This is a genomic window from Pseudomonas sp. S150 (assembly GCF_004526365.1).
In the GTDB taxonomy this organism is placed as follows: Bacteria; Pseudomonadota; Gammaproteobacteria; order Pseudomonadales; family Pseudomonadaceae; genus Aquipseudomonas; species Aquipseudomonas putida_A.
Window position 1 is genome coordinate 5,823,352 of the sequence record NZ_CP038207.1, and the last position, 18,628, is coordinate 5,841,979.

Genomic DNA, 18,628 nt, shown 5'->3' on the forward strand with positions numbered 1-18,628 from the left:
CAATCATCCAATGTGGGAGCGAGCTTGCTCGCTCCCACAGTGTCTTGGTCCTACAGAACAATCTGAACAATCCTGCCCCCCACGATGTACTTCGGAACCAGAATCGCGTGCCATACTCCAAGGCACTCCGATTCAGAGATGACGCCGCACATGCCCAAAGGATTGATTCGCGCGATTGGCGCCTTGTTGACTGCTCTGGCCCTCTACAGCCTGCTGGGGTTTCTGATTTTGCCGGGCATCGCCCTGCGTATCGCCAACCAGCAACTGGCGAACTACGCCACGGTGCCCGCGCATATCCAGCGCATCGAACTCAATCCGTTCAGCCTGGAAGTCACCCTGTGGGGCTTGGTCGTCGGTGAGCCGGGCAAGGAGCAGGTCGGCTTCGAGCGACTGTATGCCAACCTGCAACTCGACAGCCTGTGGACCAAGGCGCTGCATCTGGCCGATATCGAGCTGGACAAGCCCAAGACCGAAATCCTCTTCGCCAAGGACGGCCAGCTCAATCTGCTGGGCCTGTTCAAAATTCCCGCCAGCGAACCGACCCCGGCCGATCCGAATGCCAAGCCGTTCCCGCTGCGCATCGATCGCATCCAGCTGGCCGGTGGCAACGTACATTTCCAGGACGCCCGGCCGAGTGAGCCGATCGAGTTCATCTACGACAAACTCGACTTCGAGCTGAAAAACCTCAGCACCCTCCCCGACGATAACGCCGACATGACCCTGGTCGCCGCCGGCCCGGCCGGTGGGCAGATCGACTGGAAAGGCAACTTCAGCCTGATCCCGTTCACCTCCGAAGGCACCTTGAAAGTCACCGACGGCAAGATGAAATCCTTCTGGCCTTACGTGCGTGACGCGCTGCCGCTGGTACTCGAAGACGGCGTGCTGAATCTCAGCACCGAATACAAACTGAATCTGTCGAAAGAAACCGAACTGCTGTTGAACAACGTCGCGGTGAGCATTGCGCCGTTCGCGATCAAGGCGCCGGACGGGCGTCCGTTGGCAAAACTCGAACGCCTCGATGTCAGCGAAACCTCGCTGGACCTGGCCAAACAGCAAGTAGTGGTCGGCAAGATCCGCAGCAACAAACTGGAAACCTGGGTTGCGCTCGAAGCCGACGGCCAGCTCGACTGGCAGAAACTGTTCGCCAGCCAGCCATCGAAACCTGCCGCCAAGGCCGCCGCCGAACCCAAGACCACTCCGGCCGCCGCCGACTCGCCGAAAGAACCGGTCGCGCCGAGCAAGCCCTGGCAAGTGCTGCTCAAAGACGTCCAGCTACGCAACTACACCGTGCATCTCGCCGACCGTTCGGCCAACCCGCCGGTGGCGCTGGATGTGACGCCGCTGAACATTGATCTGCAGGATTTCGACAGCCTCAACGGTTCGCCCTTCAAGGTCAGGCTCGACAGCGGCTTGGGCAAACAAGGCAAGATCAACGCCGATGGCGTGGTCAACCTCGCGCCGGTCACCGCCCAGCTCAATGTGAAAACCCAGGACATCGACCTGCGGGTTGCACAGTCCTACATCAATCCGTTCATTCGCCTTGAGCTGCGCAGCGGCATGCTCGGCAGCGACCTCAAGGTCAACCTCAAGAGCACCGCCCCCCTCGCACTCGGCGTGACCGGGCGCGCGCAGATCGATCAACTGCACACCCTCGACACCCTGAAAACCCGCGACTTCCTCAAGTGGCAGCAAGTGGTGGTTGAAGGCATCAACTATCAACACGGTGACAGCCTGTCGATCGACAAGGTCAACCTGTTCCAGCCGTACGCGCGGTTCATGATCAACGACGACCGCACCACCAACATCGACGATCTGCTGATCCCGCAGCCCGCCGACAATGGTGCGAAAACCGCAGCGGCGAAACCGGCCAGTAAAGACAAACCACTGGGCATTCACATCGGCGCGATTGCGATCAACGACGGCTCGGCCAACTTCGCCGACTTCAGCCTGACGCCGAATTTCGCTACGGCGGTTCAACAGCTCAACGGCCAGATCGGCACCATCGACAGTCGTCAGGCGAAACCGGCCAGCGTCGACATCAAGGGCAAGGTCGACCGCTATGCCCCGGTGACCATCAAAGGCGCGGTCAATCCGTTCGACCCGATGGCCAGCCTCGACATCGCCACCAGTTTCAAACGCGTCGAGCTGACTACCCTGACCCCGTATTCCGGCAAGTTCGCCGGTTACCGCATCCGCAAGGGCCGGCTCAACCTCGACCTGCACTACCTGATTACCAAGGGCCAGTTGAAGGCTGAAAACAAAGTGGTGGTCGAGCAGTTGCAACTCGGCGAGAAAGTCGACAGCCCGGATGCCGTGAGCCTGCCGCTGAAACTGGCGATTGCCCTGCTCAAGGACGTAGACGGCAAGATCTCCATCGAACTGCCAGTGACCGGCGACCTCAACAACCCGCAGTTCAGCGTGATGCCGATTGTCTGGCAGACCCTGCGCAACCTGATCGTCAAGGCCGCCGCCGCACCGTTCAAGATGATTGGCGGACTGATCAACGGTGGCGGCTCCGAAGACCTCGGTACCGTGTCATTTGCTGCGGGCTCAAGCGATTTGAGCAAGGATGCCGAAGCAGCGCTGGATAAACTGTCCCAAGCCCTCAAGGAACGTCCAGCCCTGCGTCTGGAAATCGAAGGCACTGCCGCACAGAGCAGCGACGGCCCGTTGATTGCCGAGCAGCGTCTGGAGCGCGAATACCAGTACAACTACTACAAGATGCTCCAGCGCCGGGGCGACAAGGTGCCGGCCCAGGCTTCACTGCTGCAAGTGCCGGAGAGCGAGAAAGGCCCGCTGCTCGAAGGCATCTACCGCACCCGTCTGAAAACTCAGCCACCGGCCGAATGGAAGGATCTGGGCAAAGAAGAACGCACGGCGAAAATGCGTGATGGTGTGATCAAGTTCTGGAGTTCCAGCGATGTACTGCTGCGGCAGCTGGGTCAGGAACGCGCCAGCAGCATCAAGGACTATCTGGTCGACAAGGGCCAACTGGCGGATGACCGGGTGTACTTCATCGACGCCAACCTTGGCGAAGCCGAAAGCGATGGTCGGGTCGTGACGCAAATGCACCTGGACGCGGAATGATGAACCACAAATGGCTGGCTGCGTTGACGCTGCTGCTCGCTGGCAGCCCTGCGCTGGCCTCCGACACGCTGCGCTGTGGCAGTCAGTTGGTCAGCCTCGGTGACCGCGCCAGCGAAGTACTGCAGAAGTGTGGCGAACCGGTGAGCCGCGATGTCCTCGGCTACAAGCGCAGCGCCAACCGCCGCGAAGAGTTTCAGGTCGAGGAATGGACCTACGGCCCGAGCAACGGCATGTATCAATATCTGCGCTTTGAAGGCAATCGTCTGCGGCAGATCAACAGCAAGCGCGGTAATTAATTCACCCCCCCTGTAGGAGTGAGCCTGCTCGCGATAGCGGTGTGTCAGTCAGCAGATTTCTCAATCTGACACACCGCTATCGCGAGCAGGCTCACTCCTACAATTGTTTTGTGGTGCCCCTGAAATAGAACAGGCCCCGACACAAGTGCCGGGGCCCGTAATGGTCACATCCGTGTGACCGTTCGCATGAACTCTAAAGTTGCGGCAGACGTATTGCTCGGCCCGTCTGTCGCGCCTTCTCCCGGTCCAGGCGAGAAGTCATGCCTTACTCGGCTTTCAGGCCGTCAGCGGAGACCGCTTTGACGCCTTTGATTTTCTTGGCGATAGCCACGGCGGTGGTTTTCTGAGCCTCGGTCACTGCAACAGTGGAGGACAGGGATACAACGCCTTTGTTGGTTTCAACTTTGATATCGGTACCTGGGATGCCTTTTTCGGTTACCAGGTCGCTTTTGACTTTGGTAGTGATCCAGGTATCGGAAGTAGCTTCTTTAGCCTTGGTCATTTCACCAGCAGCCAGAGTCATTGGAGCCTGAGTAGCCTGGGTGGATTGTGCGAAAGCACCGGAAGCCATGGTCAGGGTCAGCGCGGTAGCAGCAGCGGCAGTGATAGCGAACTTCTTCATACGAGTAACTCCTGTTTTTCTGGAAAGTCTGCTGGTTGTCTTGTCAGCAGGGTTACTGGGTATATTGCGAAGGCTGTGCCAACTTTTCGAAAGACAATAAATCCTTTTAAATCAATGAGTTATGAATTAAGCAAATTTTCGGAATCATGCAATTTGCATGACAAGTGCATTATCGACATGCAAGTTGCGGCTTTTCGGAAAGTTCCTAACACGCTGAAATTCTTGAAGCTTTTTTCCAGCGTCAAAAGACAAAAAAATGCCCCGCAAAGCGGGGCATCCGGTGACGCTTGTCGAGTCAATCAGGCACCGCTGCCTGGGCAACCCTTAGGCGCGTAGTCGGCGTTCACCGTCGAAGCGCAGCTCCAGACACCCGCCGCCGAGCCGGTCCCCGAAGAACGAGTCAGCGTGATGGTTTTGCCCAGCACTGGAGCCGGGGCGTTGGCCAAGGTGCAGACGATGGTCCCCGCGCCAGTCGACGCCGTGCCGGACGCGGTCACGGTGCCGCAATTGGTGGTAGTAAACGACGCGCTACCTGCCACCAGCGTCAGCGTCGGGTCCGTACCTTGATTAATGGTGTCCTCGAAAGGCACTTTTAGCGCGCTGATTTCCGCCAGCCCGGCAGTGACTTTCGAGCGTGCCTGATACTTGGTGTATTGCGGCAGGGCAATCGTCGCCAGAATCCCGATGATCGCTACCACGATCAGCAGCTCGATCAGAGTGAAACCTTTTTGGTTGTTCATAGACAGGCTCTCCATGCATGAGTCGGAATCTCATGATCTGCAAAGGGCTCAGCATAGGCCGTGCCAACCGCTTGCAGACCCCGCACGCTCGGCATAAAGGTGCCGTGTCGCGCTTTCCTACAACCCGTAACCGCACTATCTGACACTTTTTGTCACCTGTACCGGGCGTGTTTGGCGCTGTCACTTGACTAGGCTATAAGTCATGAACTGTCAGCATCCGGAATCCCCATGAATGACATCGCTCTGAGCGGTCTGGCCAAGCAATTGGTGCAGGCCGAACTGCTTACGGAAAAAAGCGCCCAGCAGGCCTGGCAACAGGCGCAGCGCAATCGGCTGTCGCTGGTCAGCTACCTGGTGCAGAACAAACTGGTGAAGAGCTCACAGGTGGCCGAGATCGCTTCCGAGCATTTCGGTATGGCCTTCATGGACCTCAATTGCCTGGACAAGGAAACCCAGCCCAAAGGCCTGGTCAGTGAAAAACTGGTGCGCCAGCATCACGCCCTGCCCTTGTGGCGCCGTGGCAACAAGCTGTTCGTGGGCATTTCCGACCCGAGCAATCATCAGGCGATCAATGACATTCAGTTCAGCACCGGGCTGAGTACCGAAGCCATTCTGGTGGAGGACGACAAGCTCACCGAGGCCATCGAGAAATTCTTCGACACCCACGCCAGCGGCCTCGAAGAAATGGCCGACGTCGATCTCGACGGCGTGGATGTCGAGTCCGTCGACGACAGCCGCCAGGACGCCATCGGCGGACTCGACGCCGATGACGCGCCGGTCGTGCGTTTCGTGCACAAGATGCTGCTCGACGCGATCAAGAGTGGCTCCTCTGACCTGCACTTCGAACCTTACGAAAAGACCTTCCGGGTGCGGGTGCGCACCGACGGCATCCTGCGCGAGGTGGCCAAACCGCCGATCCAGTTGGCCGGGCGAATCGCCGCACGCCTGAAAGTCATGGCCAGCCTGGATATCTCGGAACGGCGCAAACCCCAGGACGGGCGGATCAAGATGCGCCTGTCGAAGACCAAGTCCATCGACTTCCGGGTCAACACTTTACCGACCCTATGGGGCGAAAAAGTGGTGATCCGGATTCTCGACCCGTCCAGCGCGCAGATCGGCATCGATGCATTGGGTTACGAACCGGCGCAGAAAGACCTGTACATGGCCGCGCTCAAGCAGCCCCAAGGGATGATTCTGGTAACCGGACCTACCGGGTCGGGGAAAACCGTATCGCTGTACACCGGCCTCAATATTCTCAACACCGTCGACATCAACATTTCCACCGCCGAAGACCCGGTGGAAATCAACATGGAAGGCATCAACCAGGTCAACGTCAATCCGAAACAGGGGCTGGATTTTGCTCAGGCCCTGCGTTCGTTTCTGCGGCAGGATCCGGACGTGATCATGGTCGGGGAAATCCGCGACCTGGAAACCGCCGAAATCGCGATCAAGGCCGCGCAGACCGGCCACCTGGTGCTGTCCACGCTGCACACCAACAGCGCTGCCGAAACCCTGACCCGTCTGCACAACATGGGCATTCCCGGGTTCAACATCGCCACCTCGGTCAGCCTGATCATCGCACAGCGCCTGGCGCGCAAGCTGTGCAGCCACTGCAAGAAACCGATCGAGATCCCCCGCGAAACACTGATCAAGGAAGGTTTCCCGCCGGAACAGATCGGCAGTTTCACGATCTATGAGCCGGTCGGTTGCGACCTCTGCAACGGCGGCTACAAGGGACGCGTGGGGATTTACGAAGTGGTGAAAAACACCCCTGACCTGCAACGGCTGATCATGGCCGAAGGCAATTCGCTGGAAATCGACAGCCAGATGCGTCGCGACGGCTTCGACGACCTGCGCACCTCGGGCCTGCACAAGGCCATGCAAGGCATCACCAGCCTGGAAGAAATCAACCGGGTCACCAAGGACTGAACATGGCGGTCAAGGCAGCGAAAATCAGCATCTACGCCTGGGAAGGCACGGATCGCAAAGGCAGCAAGGTCACGGGCGAGTTGAGCGGGCAGAACCCCGCGCTGATCAAGGCCCAACTGCGCAAGCAAGGAATCAATCCGGGCAAGGTACGGAAGAAATCCACCTCCCTGCTCAGCCTCGGCAAACGCATCAAGGCCCAGGACATCGCCCTGTTCACCCGGCAGATGGCAACCATGATGAAAGCCGGCGTACCGCTGCTGCAGTCGTTCGACATCATTGGCGAAGGCTTCGACAACCCGGCGATGCGCAAACTGGTAGACGAGGTGAAGCAGGAAGTGGCCGCCGGCAACAGCTTCGCCGCCGCACTGCGCAAGAAACCGCAGTATTTCGATGAGCTGTATTGCAACCTGGTGGATGCCGGCGAGCAATCCGGCGCCCTCGATACGTTGCTTGAGCGGGTCGCGACCTATAAGGAAAAAAGCGAAGCGCTCAAGGCCAAGATCAAGAAAGCCCTGACCTACCCCAGCGCCGTGGTGCTGGTGGCAATGGTCGTTACCGGGATTCTGCTGGTAAAAGTGGTGCCGCAGTTTCAGTCGGTATTTTCCGGCTTCGGCGCCGAATTGCCGGCCTTCACCCTGATGGTAATCAGTATCTCGGAGTTCCTGCAGCAATGGTGGTGGGCGGTACTTGGTGCGCTGATCGCGGCGGTGTTCGGCATCCGCCATGCGCTGAAGAAATCCCAGGCCTTGCGCGACCGCAAAGACACCTGGCTGCTGAAGCTGCCGCTGGTGGGCACGCTGATGTACAAATCGGCGGTGGCGCGATTCGCCCGCACCCTGTCGACTACCTTTGCCGCTGGCGTACCGCTGGTGGAGGCACTGGATTCGGTGGCGGGTGCCACCGGTAACGTGGTGTTCAAACGCGCGGTGCTGCGCATCCGTCAGGACGTCGCCACCGGCATGCAGCTGAATTTCTCGATGCGCAGCACCGGCGTCTTCCCCAACATGGCGGTGCAGATGACCGCCATCGGTGAGGAATCGGGCGCGCTGGATGACATGCTCGACAAGGTCGCCGGTTTTTATGAAGAGGAAGTGGATAACATGGTCGACAACCTCACCAGCCTGATGGAGCCGTTCGTCATGGTGGTGCTCGGGGTCATCGTCGGCGGGCTGGTCGTGGCCATGTACCTGCCGATCTTCCAGCTTGGCTCAGCGATCTGACATGCCTATCGACGAACTCTTCAGTCTGTATCCGCTGGCCTTTGTGTGCACCGCCCTGCTGTTGGGTCTGGTGGTCGGCAGTTTCCTCAACGTACTGGTCTGGCGCCTGCCGAGAATGCTCGAGCGCGATTGGCGCCAGCAGGCGCAGGACGTCCTCGGCCTGCCGACCGAAACGCCACTGCCGACCTACAACCTGATGCTGCCGCACTCCCAGTGCCCACACTGCGGCCACCGGATTCGGGCTTGGGAAAACATTCCGCTGCTCAGTTACCTGGTGCTGCGCGGACGCTGTTCGGCGTGTGCCGCGCCCATCAGCAAACGTTATCCCCTGACCGAACTGGCCTGCGGCCTGCTTTCGGCATTCGTTGCCTGGCATTTGGGTTTCGGCTGGCCGGCGGGCCTGTTGATCGTCCTTACCTGGGGGCTGCTGGCGATGAGCCTGATCGACACCGAACATCAACTGCTGCCCGATGTGCTGGTGTTGCCGTTGTTGTGGCTGGGGCTGATCGTCAACAGTTTCGGGCTGTTCGTCTCGCTGCACGCGGCGTTGTGGGGTGCGGTGGCCGGTTACATGGCGCTGTGGTCGGTGTTCTGGCTGTTCAAGCTGCTGACCGGCAAGGACGGCATCGGCCACGGCGATTTCAAGCTGCTGGCGCTGCTCGGGGCCTGGGGCGGCTGGCAGATTCTGCCGCTGACAATCCTGCTGTCGTCGCTGGTGGGGGCGATTGTCGGAGTGATTCTGCTACGTCTGCGTGAGCAGAAAACCTCGACGCCGATCCCCTTCGGCCCGTATCTGGCAATTGCCGGCTGGATTGCCTTGCTCTGGGGTGGTCAAATAACCGACTTCTATTGGCAGTTTGTCGGTTTGAAATGAATACCCCTGTGGAAAAACCCTGGATTCTCGGCCTGACCGGCGGCATCGGCAGCGGCAAAAGCGCCGCGGCCCAGCACTTCATCGATCTCGGGATCCATGTGGTCGACGCCGACCATGCGGCGCGCTGGGTGGTCGAGCCGGGGCGCCCGGCACTGGCGAAGATTGCTGAACACTTCGGTTCCGGTGTCCTGCAAGCCGATGGCACGCTGGACCGTGCGGCCCTGCGCAAGTTGATCTTTGAAGTGTCTGAAGAACGCCGCTGGCTCGAAGCCCTGCTGCATCCGTTGATCGCCGAGGAAATCGCTCACCATCTGGCGCTGGCAACATCGCCTTATGCGATTCTGGTGTCGCCGCTGCTGATCGAATCCGGGCAGTACGCGATGACCCAGCGCATCCTGGTGATCGACGCCCCGCAACAACTGCAGATCGAACGCACCTTGCAGCGTGACCAGACCAGCGAGCAGCAGGTCCAGGCGATCCTCAAGGCCCAGTCAAGCCGTGAAGACCGCGTGAGCCGTGCCGATGATGTGGTGGTCAACGACCGCGACCTCGCCTCGTTGCACAGCGAAGTCGAGCGCCTGCATCACTTTTACCTGACTTTATCCGGAGGCCAGTCATGAGCCCTACAACCGTCGAATGCCCAACCTGCGGCGCCCCCGTGGAATTTACCCCCGAGAACAAATTCCGCCCGTTCTGCTCCGATCGCTGCAAGCTGATCGACCTCGGCGCCTGGGCGTCCGAAGAGCACAAGATTCCGGTCGCTCCGGATGCCGAAGACGAAATGTTCTCCGGCGATTTCGACCCGCGTCACTGATCGCGATCAGGGCCGCATGAAGCCGTAGTCCTGATCGTCGTCGAGGTTTTCCGCGAGAAAGCGCAACTCGTCGGCCAGGTCTTCGGCGTTGCGCACCGTCTTGCTCTGCTGCACCACCGCGCTGAGCAAGGCGCGCAAACTCAGGCCCGGATCGAAGCCCACCTCCAGCGCCATGTCCAGACTCTGCCGGGTCTCCTGCCTCGCCCACTCGTAAACACTCATGCCGCTGCTCCTGAAGGAATTTGGCCGAGCATGAAATGCCGCGTGGATGACGGATTTGATGTGGATCAAGACTTGGGATCGTCGTCCTTCCAGGGCGCCGAAAGGTAGCGGGTGCGGTTGAAGGTTTCCAGCCACTCGGGGCTGAACACCACCAGCGCGCTGATCACCATGCCGTTGATGAACGCTTCGGGAAAGATCAGCAGCCACAGGTAGCCGATGAAATCTTCCAGCCATTCCGGCATGGCAAACAGACCGTCGTACCACAGCAGGCCCAGACTCAGCGTCAGACACAGCAATGCGGACAACGCTGCGGCAAAGAACCCGGAACAGAAGATGTACACAAACGGATTACGCGGCTGGGCGCGCTCGACCACCATCGCAACGCACTCGGTGATCAACACCGGCAACAGGATCAGCAACGTACCGTTGACCCCGACCGCAGCCAGATCCTGACGCCCGAGCAACACCAGCCCGAGCTGCGCCACCAGCCCGCCGATGATCGCCAGCGGCCAGTCGAGCAGCAACGTCACGGCGGTCATGCCGATAAAGTGATAAGAAACCCCGGTGTCGAAATCCCTGCGCACCATCCACAGCAGAAACAAGGCGAACACCGTGCCGAACAGCAGATGCTGGCGGCGACTGTCAGTGAACAACTCGACCCACGGCGCACGACAGATCGCCCACAACAACACCGGCAGGTAAATCAACCAGCCGAGTGTCAGGCTCGTCGAGGACAGCAGTTCTGCACCGATCATGAATCCCTTACCTTCTCCATGGGTTTGATTCCTTCATCGGAGTCTACACCGCCCTCTTCCGGGCATCAGCCGATGCAAAGCTTTCTGCTTGTCGCATTTGAACGCTAAGCTTGGCCTATGGATGACTCAGATTACTTACGCCTGCTGACCATTGCGGCCGAGCAAGCCAACGCGTTCCTGTCCAATGCCCGCAAATGGGAGCGTGAGCGTTGGGTCTGCCAGCGCCTGCTGCAAGGCTTGAACATTCCCTACCGTGCCGATGAGTTCGCCCCCGCCGGCGAGCCGCCGGACGTGCTGTTTCGCGATGCCAATTTCGAAGTGTTCTTCGTTCTCGATGAAGGGCGCCGGCTCAACGACGAATGGCGCGATGAACTGCAACGCCGCCGCAGTGCGTTTTCCCTCAGCCAGTTGGTGCGTCGTGAAGCCAAGCCACGGCGGATCCCGGCCAATGAATTCTTACTGCGACTGGCGCCGACCTTGCGCAAAAAAGCGCACAACTACAAGGAACGCGGCATGGATCTGGGCGAACTGGACATCATCGCCTTCGCCAGCCTCAAGCGCGAGGTGCTGGACCTCAACAGCCATTTTCCACCGCCGACCGAGTATCTGCGTCAGGGTTGGCGCTCGCTGTCGCTGGTCGGCCCGACCTTCGCCCGGGTGCTGTTCGCCCATCCCGATGCGCCGGACTTTCTGCGCAGCAACCTCGGTCGCAGTATCGTCTTCGATGTCGGGATCAGCCTGTGACGCCGCTGCAGCAGTTGATTGCCGACGTCCCGCAGACTGGCCGCGTACGCTGGATCGGCGTGCGCCCCGAGTCTCGCGGCCCGATGATCGAGCTCGACGCCGTCGAGGCACGGCTCGAAGCCGGATTGACCGGTGACCACGCCCGCCCCGGCGTGCGCAACGCGCGGCAAGTAACGTTGATTCAGTTCGAACACCTGGCGGTCATCAGCGCGTTGATGGGCCGGCCTGAAGATCAACCCGTGCGGCCTGAAGACCTGCGGCGCAATCTGGTCATCAGCGGTATCAATCTGTTTAGTCTCAAGGGTCGGCGCTTTCGCATCGGTCAGGCAATATTCGAGACCACCGGCTGGTGCCAGCCCTGCGCGCGCCTGCAAAACAACCTCGGTCCCGGCACCTTTCAAGCGGTGCGCGGGCATGGCGGAATAACCGCGCGGGTGTTACAAAGCGGGATCATTCGCCTCGACGACGGTGTGTCTGTCGAACCGGTTCCGGACAGCGGCTATGCTGCGTTCAACCCCGGTTGAAAACCGCTGTAGCTTCTGCACATTCAGCAACGTCTACCTGACGAGGCCTTTATGACCAGCCGCCTGAACCCCGAAGACCAAAAGCATGTCGAAGAGTACCTGCAACTGTCCCAACACCGTGTCGAGCGACGGCCTTTTCGGCCGTGGATGCTCCTGGTGCTGGTGCTGGCAGTGACCATTGGTCTGGGCTTGCTGAGCCGACTCATCAGTTACCTGACGCTATGAGCTGCATTGCGCTCGCGAAGGTGATTGCACCGATTTCCTTTAAAAACCTTGCGAGTTATCCCTATGTCCCATCGTATTGTCATTGTCGGCGGCGGCGCCGGCGGTCTGGAGTTGGCTACCCGTCTGGGTAAGACTCTGGGCAAGCGCGGCACGGCCAGTGTGATGCTGGTCGACGCGAACCTCACGCACATCTGGAAGCCCCTGCTGCACGAAGTGGCCGCCGGATCGCTGAACTCTTCCGAGGATGAACTCAACTATGTTGCCCAGGCGAAATGGAACCACTTCGAGTTCCAGCTGGGACGCATGAGCGGGCTTGATCGCGCGCAGAAGAAAATCCAGCTGGCCGCCACCTACGACGAAAACGGCGTGGAACTGGTTCCTGCGCGTGAAGTGGCCTACGACTCGCTGGTGATCAGCGTCGGCAGCACCACCAACGATTTCGGCACCCAGGGCGCTGCGCAGCACTGCCTGTTCCTCGACACCCGCAAACAGGCCGAGCGCTTTCACCAGCAACTGCTCAACCATTACCTGCGCGCGCATGCCGGGCAGACCGATGTGGTCGAGCAGATCAGTGTGGCGATCGTCGGGGCCGGCGCCACGGGTGTCGAGCTGGCGGCAGAACTGCACAATGCCGCACACGAACTGGCGGCCTACGGTCTGGACCGAATCAAACCGGAAAACATGCACATAACCCTGATCGAAGCCGGCCCACGGGTGTTGCCAGCCCTGCCGGAGCGCATCAGCGGCCCGGTGCACAAGACTCTGGAGAAACTCGGGGTCAATGTGATGACCAACGCTTCGGTCAGCGAAGTGACCGCCGACAGCCTGATCACCGCCGATGGCAATGTGATCAAGGCCAGCCTGAAAGTCTGGGCCGCCGGGATTCGCGCGCCGGGTTTCCTCAAGGACATCGACGGTCTGGAAACCAACCGTATCAATCAACTGCAAGTGCTGCCGACGTTGCAGACCACCCGCGACGAAAACATTTTCGCCTTCGGTGACTGCGCCGCCTGCCCGCAACCGGGTTCGGATCGCAACGTGCCGCCGCGTGCGCAAGCCGCGCACCAACAGGCGTCGTTGCTGGCCAAGTCACTGAAGCTGCGCATCGAGGGCAAAACCCTGCCGGAGTACAAGTACACCGACTACGGCTCGCTGATTTCGCTGTCGCGTTTTTCGGCTGTGGGTAACTTGATGGGTAACCTGACCGGCAGTGTGATGCTGGAGGGCTGGCTGGCGCGGATGTTCTACGTGTCGCTGTACCGCATGCACCAGATGGCGCTGTACGGACCGTTCCGCACGGCGATGCTGATGCTGGGCAGCAAGATCGGCCGCGGCACCGAGCCACGCTTGAAGCTGCATTGATCTAAAACTGTGGGAGCGGGCTTGCTCGCGAAGAGGTTGTGTCATTCAACATTCATGTCGACTGATACACCGCTTTTCGCGAGCGAGCCCGCTCCCACACTGTTTTGCGCAGCTCAAAAATCCAGCAATCGATCTCTGCACATCAGAGCTGGAAGCGCCTTACCATGCCTTGCAGCGCGTTGGCCAGTTGCGACAGTTGGTGACTCGACGCGCTGGTCTGATCGGCGCCCGCTGCCGAACGCACCGACAGGTCGCGAATGTTCACCAGGTTACGATCCACTTCCCGCGCAACTTGCGCCTGCTCCTCCGCCGCACTGGCGATCACCAGATTGCGCTCATGAATCTCATGCACTGACGCGGTGATGGTTTCCAGCGCCTCCCCGGCGCGCTCGGCCAACGCCAGCGTGGATGTGGCCCGCGCAGCGCTGGCCTGCATCGAATCCAGCGCCAGGCTTGAGCCACTGCGCATGCCCTGCACCATCTGCTCAATCTCCTGCGTCGATTGCTGAGTGCGATAGGCCAGCGCCCGCACCTCATCGGCAACCACCGCAAAACCGCGTCCGCTCTCCCCTGCGCGGGCCGCCTCGATGGCAGCGTTGAGCGCAAGCAGATTAGTCTGCTCGGCAATCGCACGGATCACATCCAGCACTTTGCCGATGTCTTGCGACTGGTTGGCCAGCGATTGCACCAACTCGCCGGTGTGCTGCACATCGCTGGCCAGCGCATTGATCGCCGATGCGGTGTCACTGACCCGCGCCTGCCCCAGTTGCGCCGACTCACTGGATTGGCGGGTGGCATCGGACGTCGACACCGCGTTGCGCGCGACTTCTTCAACCGCCGTGGTCATTTCATTGACCGCCGTGGCGGCCTGTTCGATTTCGTTGTTCTGCTGCTGCAGGCCTTGTGTGCTGTCGAGCGTCACCGCGTTGAGCTCATCGGCAGCGGTGGCCAATTGCGTGGCCGAACCGCTGATGCCTTGCAGCGTTTCCCGCAGGTTCTGCTGCATGGTTGCCAAGGCCTTGAGTAAGCGGCTGACTTCATCGTTACCGTGGGTTTCGATCGGTCGGGTCAGGTCGCCTTGGGCCACACTTTCGGCAGCGCTGACGGCCGTGCTCAACGGACGAATGATGCTGCGGGTGAGCAACATGGCCAGCGCCACGGTGGCCAGCGCCGCCAGCGCGATGAACAGACTGACGATGGTGCGTGAGGTCTGGTAGTGGTCAGCAGACTTCTGGCTTTCCGCGGCAACCTGTTTGGCGAACAGATCCGCCAGATCATTGAGCTGCTTGCCGGAGCCGTCGACCACGGTTTTCATATCAACCAGCAACAATTTGGTCAGTTCATCACGCTTGCCTTGATCGGCCAGGGTGAAGGATTGCGCGATGCCGGTGCGATACGCGGCGAAGGTTGTTTTGAACTGGTCATAGAGCTGCTGGCCTTCCGCCGTGGTGACCAATTTGTCGTAGGCGGCGATCTTCTCGCTCAGCTCCTTGTCGCGGGTATCCATCTGGCTGCGGTAAGTCGCGACGTTCTTCGGATCCTGATCAAGCGCCATGCGCAGGGAAATCGTGCGGATCCGCAACATCAGCTCGCGAATCTCGTCACCGCCGCGAATGCTAGGCAACCACTGGCTCTCTACCGCGACCTCACTGTCACGGATGCTCGACATCTGCCCCAAGGCGAATACCCCAAGCAGCGCCACCAGGACCGCGATCAGGGCGAAACCCAGTGCGGCACGTGGAGCAATATTCAACTGACGAAGCAACATGACGGACGCCCTTATTCTTGTATTGGCCAGATTGAAGGGGCGAACAGCGGCAGTCCCCCTCTCGTTAGCGGGCTATCGGCAAGTTGTACGATGACTTGAAGGGAATTGTCTTTCGCGAGGACAAAAAAAATCCCCGTATCTTTCGATACGAGGATTTTTAATATGGTCGGGGTAAGGGGATTCGAACTCCTGACATCCTGCTCCCAAAGCAGGCGCGCTACCGGACTGCGCTATACCCCGGTAAAAAAAAAGCGACCTTTCAAAGATCGCCTTCTTCGATCAGCGCTTTTGGCCTCTGATCTTAAGATTCGATCCCAGTGTTACCTGGTTTCAAAAATGGTGGGTCGTGTGGGATTCGAACCTACGACCAATTGGTTAAAAGCCAACTGCTCTACCAACTGAGCTAACGACCCAAAAATGGTCGGGGTAAGGGGATTCGAACTCCTGACATCCTGCTCCCAAAGCAGGCGCGCTACCGGACTGCGCTATACCCCGGTTTGAAATTGGCTCCGTGACCAGGACTCGAACCTGGGACCCAATGATTAACAGTCATTTGCTCTACCGACTGAGCTATCACGGAACTACATATTTCAATTTACAACGATGAAACTTACAGCTCTTAGACTTCCGTTCGCATCGCTGCGTTCGTGTGTCTGAGGCGCGCTATTCTACAACCTAGAACACCTCTGTCAACCCCCTAAATCGCTTTCAAGTTAATGATTTGCAACTTATTTCAGATTTCAGCTCAGTGAGCTGAGATGCTGCGGGTGACTGACTGCGGGGCGCACTTTACAAGCCTTTTCCTTAGACTTCAACAGCCTAACGAAAAAAAGGCCTCGCAAAGCGAGGCCTTCCTTATTTCATTGGCGTTGCCGCTCAGTCGAAAACGATTTCGTCGTTCACGACCTTGCCGGTTGCTGTATCGCCCGGCAGGAAATGCCCCGACAGGATCAACTGCGCCAACGGGTTTTCGATCCAGCGCTGGATCGCACGTTTGAGTGGGCGTGCGCCATAAACCGGGTCGTAACCAACGGCAATCAGCTTGTCCATCGCTTCCGGGCTCAGTTCCAGCTTCAGCTCGCGCTCGGCCAGACGACTGCGCAGACGGCCCAACTGGATCTCGGTAATGCCCGCGATCTGATCCCGCGCCAGTGGCTCGAAGATCACTACTTCGTCGACCCGGTTGATGAACTCGGGACGGAAGTGCGACGTCAGCGCGTCCATCACCGCTGCACGCTGGGCCTCACGATCACCGACCAGTTCCTGGATCTGCGACGAACCGAGGTTCGAGGTCATGACGATCACGGTATTGCGGAAATCCACCGTGCGTCCGTGGCTGTCGGTCAGCCGTCCATCCTCAAGCACTTGCAGCAGGATGTTGAATACATCCGGATGCGCCTTCTCGACCTCGTCCAGCAGGATCACCGAGTAAGGCTTGCGACGTACCGCTTCGGTCAGGTAACCGCCCTCCTCGTAACCCACGTAGCCTGGTGGCGCCCCGATCAGCCGCGCCACGGAATGTTTCTCCATGAACTCGGACATGTCGATCCGCACCATTGCCTCTTCGGTATCAAAGAGGAATTCGGCCAGCGCCTTGCACAGCTCGGTTTTACCGACACCGGTCGGGCCGAGGAACATGAACGAGCCGCTCGGACGATTCGGATCCGCCAGTCCGGCACGCGAGCGCCGTACCGCGTTGGCGACCGCGACCACCGCTTCGTCCTGACCGATCACACGCTGGTGCAACAGGCTTTCCATCTTCATCAGCTTGTCGCGCTCGCCTTCGAGCATTTTCGATACCGGAATACCGGTCCACTTCGACACGACTTCGGCGATTTCCTCTTCAGTCACCTTGCTGCGCAGCAACTGGTTTTCGCTCTTGCCGTGCTGGTCGACCATTTGCAGGCTGCGCTCCAGATCCGGGATCACCCCGTACTGCAATTCGGCCATGCGGTTGAGATCGCCTTTGCGGCGCGCCGCTTCCAGCTCCTGCCGCGACTGCTCGATCTTCTGCTGAATCTGCGCCGAACCCTGTACCTCGGCTTTTTCCGAGTTCCAGATTTCTTCCAGATCCGAATATTCACGCTCAAGGCGAACAATTTCTTCCTGGAGTTTTTCCAGGCGTTTCATCGCCGCTTCATCGCTTTCTTTCTTCAGCGCCTGGGATTCCACCTTGAGCTGAATCAGGCGACGCTCCAGACGATCCAGCACTTCCGGCTTGGAGTCGATCTCCATGCGGATACGGCTGGCAGCCTCATCGATCAGGTCGATGGCCTTGTCCGGCAACTGCCGATCCGTGATGTAGCGATGGCTGAGCTTGGCCGCGGCGATGATCGCGCCGTCGGTGATCGCCACTTTATGGTGAACCTCGTAACGCTCCTTGAGGCCACGCAGGATGGCGATGGTGTCTTCTTCGCTCGGCTCGTCCACCAGCACTTTCTGGAAACGCCGTTCGAGGGCCGCATCCTTCTCTATATATTGGCGGTACTCGTTGAGCGTGGTAGCGCCGACGCAGTGCAGCTCACCGCGCGCCAGTGCCGGTTTAAGCATGTTGCCGGCATCCATCGAGCCTTCGCCCTTACCGGCGCCGACCATGGTGTGCAGCTCGTCGATGAACAGAATGATCTGCCCTTCCTGCTTCGACAGTTCGTTGAGCAGCGCTTTCAGGCGTTCCTCGAACTCACCGCGATACTTGGCACCAGCAATCAGCGCGCCCATGTCCAGCGACAGCAGACGTTTGCCCTTGAGGCCGTCCGGCACTTCGCCGTTGATGATGCGCTGGGCCAGACCTTCGGCAATCGCGGTTTTACCCACGCCAGGTTCACCGATCAGCACCGGGTTGTTCTTGGTGCGACGCTGCAGAACCTGAATGGTGCGGCGAATTTCGTCGTCACGGCCGATCACCGGATCGAGCTTGCCTTCTTCGGCACGCTTGGTCAGGTCGACAGTGTATTTATCCAGCGCCTGACGCGACTCTTCGTGGTTGGCGTCATTTACCGCCTCACCACCGCGCAGGTTGTTGATCGCGTTTTCCAGGGCTTTCTTGCTCACGCCCTGGCCGAGCAGCAGTTTGCCGAGCTTGCTGTTCTCGTCCATCGCGGCGAGCAGCACCAGCTCGCTGGAAATGAACTGGTCGCCCTTCTGCTGAGCCAGGCGATCAGCCTGATTGAGCAGACGCGCCAGATCCTGCGACATGTTGACGTCGCCGGTCGGGTTCTGGATTTTCGGTAATTGGTCGAGCTCTTTGGTCAGCTCTTTGCGCAAGCTGTTGACGTCGAAGCCGACTTGCATCAACAGGGGTTTGATCGAACCACCCTGCTGTTCAAGCATGGCCTGCATCAAGTGCGCCGGCTCGATGGCCGGATGATCGTGGCCAACGGCCAGGGATTGGGCGTCGGACAACGCCAACTGTAATTTGCTGGTTAAACGGTCTATACGCATGGGGT

General features: G+C 59.5%; 17 protein-coding genes, 4 tRNA genes and 1 pseudogene. 11 read left to right on the forward strand and 11 right to left on the reverse strand.

The annotated features are described in order from the left end of the window. Positions 1-138: 138 nt before the first annotated feature. Together E3Z29_RS27015 and E3Z29_RS27020 are read left to right on the forward strand one after the other, a co-directional pair. Entirely contained in the window at positions 139-3,087 is a 2,949-nt protein-coding gene (locus tag E3Z29_RS27015) for a DUF748 domain-containing protein (RefSeq protein WP_134787353.1), read from the forward strand. After that, the gene (locus tag E3Z29_RS27020) at positions 3,087-3,383 is read left to right on the forward strand and encodes a DUF2845 domain-containing protein (protein ID WP_134787354.1); all 297 of its coding nucleotides are present in this window, start codon (positions 3,087-3,089) and stop codon (positions 3,381-3,383) included. The genes E3Z29_RS27015 and E3Z29_RS27020 overlap by 1 nt, the downstream gene beginning before the upstream one ends. A 265-nt stretch (positions 3,384-3,648) precedes the next feature. Here the strand turns inward: E3Z29_RS27020 and E3Z29_RS27025 are convergent, their stop codons facing one another. Both E3Z29_RS27025 and E3Z29_RS27030 read right to left on the reverse strand, forming a co-directional pair. Continuing rightward, positions 3,649-4,005, reverse strand: a complete 357-nt coding sequence (locus tag E3Z29_RS27025) for a BON domain-containing protein (RefSeq protein WP_025108814.1) — start codon at positions 4,003-4,005, stop codon at positions 3,649-3,651. Positions 4,006-4,304: 299 nt separating this feature from the next. Further along, positions 4,305-4,745 carry a pilin gene (locus tag E3Z29_RS27030; protein WP_098965660.1) on the reverse strand — a complete coding sequence of 147 codons (441 nt, stop codon included), beginning with the start codon at positions 4,743-4,745 and terminating at the stop codon, positions 4,305-4,307. Between the two features lie 228 nt (positions 4,746-4,973). Between E3Z29_RS27030 and pilB the strand changes: the two genes are divergently transcribed. The 5 genes from pilB to yacG are packed head-to-tail and all read left to right on the forward strand — an operon-like array spanning position 4,974 to position 9,582. After that, positions 4,974-6,674: a type IV-A pilus assembly ATPase PilB gene (gene pilB, locus E3Z29_RS27035; RefSeq protein ID WP_098965662.1), complete on the forward strand. Its 1,701-nt coding sequence runs from the start codon at positions 4,974-4,976 to the stop codon at positions 6,672-6,674. A 2-nt stretch (positions 6,675-6,676) separates the two neighbouring features. Beyond that, a complete protein-coding gene (locus tag E3Z29_RS27040; protein WP_098965663.1) occupies positions 6,677-7,894 on the forward strand; it encodes a type II secretion system F family protein in 1,218 nt (405 codons plus the stop codon). Between the two features lies 1 nt (position 7,895). Further along, on the forward strand, positions 7,896-8,768 hold the full coding sequence (locus E3Z29_RS27045; protein WP_134787355.1) for an A24 family peptidase: 873 nt from the start codon (positions 7,896-7,898) through the stop codon (positions 8,766-8,768). Then, the gene (gene coaE, locus E3Z29_RS27050) at positions 8,765-9,388 is read left to right on the forward strand and encodes a dephospho-CoA kinase (RefSeq protein ID WP_134787356.1); all 624 of its coding nucleotides are present in this window, start codon (positions 8,765-8,767) and stop codon (positions 9,386-9,388) included. Before E3Z29_RS27045 ends, coaE begins: the two co-directional genes overlap by 4 nt. Continuing rightward, complete coding sequence (gene yacG, locus E3Z29_RS27055) at positions 9,385-9,582, forward strand: DNA gyrase inhibitor YacG (RefSeq protein WP_003228296.1); 198 nt, start codon at positions 9,385-9,387, stop codon at positions 9,580-9,582. The genes coaE and yacG overlap by 4 nt, the downstream gene beginning before the upstream one ends. Positions 9,583-9,588: 6 nt before the next feature. Here yacG and E3Z29_RS27060 read toward each other — a convergent pair whose 3' ends face one another. Beyond that, positions 9,589-9,804, reverse strand: a complete 216-nt coding sequence (locus E3Z29_RS27060; RefSeq protein WP_003228298.1) for a hypothetical protein — start codon at positions 9,802-9,804, stop codon at positions 9,589-9,591. A 65-nt stretch (positions 9,805-9,869) separates the two neighbouring features. Further along, on the reverse strand, positions 9,870-10,559 hold the full coding sequence (locus tag E3Z29_RS27065) for an energy-coupling factor ABC transporter permease (RefSeq protein WP_115988876.1): 690 nt from the start codon (positions 10,557-10,559) through the stop codon (positions 9,870-9,872). A 117-nt stretch (positions 10,560-10,676) separates the two neighbouring features. On the opposite strand from E3Z29_RS27065, the gene E3Z29_RS27070 reads away from it, so the two are divergent. The 4 genes from E3Z29_RS27070 (at position 10,677) to E3Z29_RS27085 (ending at position 13,414) form a co-directional block, all read left to right on the forward strand. Continuing rightward, positions 10,677-11,303: a DUF1780 domain-containing protein gene (locus E3Z29_RS27070; protein WP_003228301.1), complete on the forward strand. Its 627-nt coding sequence runs from the start codon at positions 10,677-10,679 to the stop codon at positions 11,301-11,303. Next, on the forward strand, positions 11,300-11,827 hold the full coding sequence (locus E3Z29_RS27075) for an MOSC domain-containing protein (RefSeq protein WP_096795222.1): 528 nt from the start codon (positions 11,300-11,302) through the stop codon (positions 11,825-11,827). Before E3Z29_RS27070 ends, E3Z29_RS27075 begins: the two co-directional genes overlap by 4 nt. Before the next feature lie 51 nt (positions 11,828-11,878). Further along, positions 11,879-12,052, forward strand: a complete 174-nt coding sequence (locus E3Z29_RS27080; RefSeq protein ID WP_003228304.1) for a DUF3094 family protein — start codon at positions 11,879-11,881, stop codon at positions 12,050-12,052. A gap of 63 nt (positions 12,053-12,115) precedes the next feature. Further along, a complete protein-coding gene (locus tag E3Z29_RS27085) occupies positions 12,116-13,414 on the forward strand; it encodes an NAD(P)/FAD-dependent oxidoreductase (RefSeq protein WP_047600277.1) in 1,299 nt (432 codons plus the stop codon). A 142-nt stretch (positions 13,415-13,556) separates the two neighbouring features. Here the strand turns inward: E3Z29_RS27085 and E3Z29_RS30085 are convergent, their stop codons facing one another. The 7 genes and pseudogenes from E3Z29_RS30085 to clpB all read right to left on the reverse strand — a co-directional run bounded on the left by E3Z29_RS30085 (position 13,557) and on the right by clpB (position 18,623). Then, a complete protein-coding gene (locus tag E3Z29_RS30085) occupies positions 13,557-14,420 on the reverse strand; it encodes a methyl-accepting chemotaxis protein (protein WP_372241232.1) in 864 nt (287 codons plus the stop codon). A gap of 39 nt (positions 14,421-14,459) precedes the next feature. Further along, positions 14,460-15,182, reverse strand: a pseudogene (locus E3Z29_RS30090) (MCP four helix bundle domain-containing protein); the annotation flags it as partial. Between the two features lie 163 nt (positions 15,183-15,345). Further along, positions 15,346-15,422 (reverse strand) — tRNA-Pro (locus E3Z29_RS27095). 97 nt (positions 15,423-15,519) lie between these two features. Continuing rightward, positions 15,520-15,595 (reverse strand) — tRNA-Lys (locus E3Z29_RS27100). 5 nt (positions 15,596-15,600) lie between these two features. After that, positions 15,601-15,677, reverse strand: a tRNA-Pro gene (locus tag E3Z29_RS27105). Positions 15,678-15,686: 9 nt separating this feature from the next. Further along, positions 15,687-15,762 (reverse strand) — tRNA-Asn (locus E3Z29_RS27110). Between the two features lie 296 nt (positions 15,763-16,058). After that, entirely contained in the window at positions 16,059-18,623 is a 2,565-nt protein-coding gene (gene clpB / locus E3Z29_RS27115) for an ATP-dependent chaperone ClpB (protein WP_027612807.1), read from the reverse strand. Positions 18,624-18,628 lie beyond the last annotated feature (5 nt).

Coding starts and splice junctions, on each gene's coding strand:
- yacG (WP_003228296.1), top strand. CDS start 9,385: ATGAGCCCTACAACCGTCGAATGCCCAACCTGCGGCGCCCCCGTGGAA.
- E3Z29_RS27085 (WP_047600277.1), top strand. CDS start 12,116: ATGTCCCATCGTATTGTCATTGTCGGCGGCGGCGCCGGCGGTCTGGAG.
- E3Z29_RS27080 (WP_003228304.1), top strand. CDS start 11,879: ATGACCAGCCGCCTGAACCCCGAAGACCAAAAGCATGTCGAAGAGTAC.
- pilB (WP_098965662.1), top strand. CDS start 4,974: ATGAATGACATCGCTCTGAGCGGTCTGGCCAAGCAATTGGTGCAGGCC.
- E3Z29_RS27015 (WP_134787353.1), top strand. CDS start 139: ATGACGCCGCACATGCCCAAAGGATTGATTCGCGCGATTGGCGCCTTG.
- E3Z29_RS30085 (WP_372241232.1), bottom strand. CDS start 14,420: ATGCAGCAGAACCTGCGGGAAACGCTGCAAGGCATCAGCGGTTCGGCC.
- E3Z29_RS27065 (WP_115988876.1), bottom strand. CDS start 10,559: ATGATCGGTGCAGAACTGCTGTCCTCGACGAGCCTGACACTCGGCTGG.
- E3Z29_RS27060 (WP_003228298.1), bottom strand. CDS start 9,804: ATGAGTGTTTACGAGTGGGCGAGGCAGGAGACCCGGCAGAGTCTGGAC.
- coaE (WP_134787356.1), top strand. CDS start 8,765: ATGAATACCCCTGTGGAAAAACCCTGGATTCTCGGCCTGACCGGCGGC.
- E3Z29_RS27030 (WP_098965660.1), bottom strand. CDS start 4,745: ATGAACAACCAAAAAGGTTTCACTCTGATCGAGCTGCTGATCGTGGTA.
- E3Z29_RS27070 (WP_003228301.1), top strand. CDS start 10,677: ATGGATGACTCAGATTACTTACGCCTGCTGACCATTGCGGCCGAGCAA.
- E3Z29_RS27020 (WP_134787354.1), top strand. CDS start 3,087: ATGAACCACAAATGGCTGGCTGCGTTGACGCTGCTGCTCGCTGGCAGC.
- E3Z29_RS27045 (WP_134787355.1), top strand. CDS start 7,896: ATGCCTATCGACGAACTCTTCAGTCTGTATCCGCTGGCCTTTGTGTGC.
- E3Z29_RS27040 (WP_098965663.1), top strand. CDS start 6,677: ATGGCGGTCAAGGCAGCGAAAATCAGCATCTACGCCTGGGAAGGCACG.
- E3Z29_RS27025 (WP_025108814.1), bottom strand. CDS start 4,005: ATGAAGAAGTTCGCTATCACTGCCGCTGCTGCTACCGCGCTGACCCTG.
- clpB (WP_027612807.1), bottom strand. CDS start 18,623: ATGCGTATAGACCGTTTAACCAGCAAATTACAGTTGGCGTTGTCCGAC.